The organism is Ferdinandcohnia sp. SAFN-114 (assembly GCF_059415045.1).
Window position 1 is genome coordinate 1 of the sequence record NZ_JBPFDQ010000211.1, and the last position, 892, is coordinate 892.

An 892-nucleotide genomic window follows, 5' to 3' on the forward strand; every position below is an offset into this window, starting at 1 on the left:
CTACCGCGCTTTCGCTTGGTAGCCTTCATAAAAAAGTTTAAATAAGAGCGATTTAAACTTTTTTATGAAGGAAAAATTAAGCTGCATTTTTTCCATACATACACTCAAATTCATTCGGTGTAAAGTAATCCAAGGTCGAATGGATCCGCTTGGAATTGTAGAAGAACTCGATGTATTCAAATAATGACTTTTTCGCTTCTTCCCTCGTACTATATTTCGATTGATAAACAAGCTCACGTTTAAGAATACCGTGAAAGGACTCGATACAAGCATTGTCGTAACAGTTTCCTTTTCGGCTCATGCTGCCGATCATTTCGTATTTTTTTAATAGATTCTGATACTCATAGGATGCATATTGAACACCCCGGTCTGAGTGATGGATGACTCCTTTTCCTGGCTTTTGGCGTTTGTAAGCCATTTTTAATGCAGAGATTACTAATTCCTTTGGCATGGTTTTATCCATAGCCCAACCTACTATTTTACGAGAATACAAGTCCATTACGCTCGCCAAATACAACCAACCTTCATCGGTTGGAATATAAGTGATATCAGTGACCCACAACTGGTTTGGTTTAGAAGCTTTAAACTGTCGATCTAATACGTTTTCACTTACCGGATGCTTATGCTTCGAATTAGTTGTAGCCTTGTATTTTTTGACGGTACAAGATTTCCACTGGTTCTTAGTCATAATGCGTGAGACTGTACGCTCACTAACCTCCACACCACGTTTATTAAGGGTTTTAGTAATTTTAACACTGCCATAACGCTGTTTAAATTCTAGGTGGGTTTGAAGAATTTCTTGTGATAATTTCTCATGTTTTTTCTGCCTATCACTTTTAGGTCGTTTTAGCCATTTAAAGTATCCACTTTTGGAAACTCCCAGAACGCTGCA

General features: G+C 37.8%; 1 protein-coding gene. It reads right to left on the minus strand.

The window, feature by feature from the left end:
• Nucleotides 1-76 precede the first annotated feature (76 nt).
• Nucleotides 77-892 (minus strand): IS3 family transposase (locus ACR65M_RS26965; protein ID WP_440274954.1); only part of this gene is annotated, 816 nt, incomplete at its 5' end.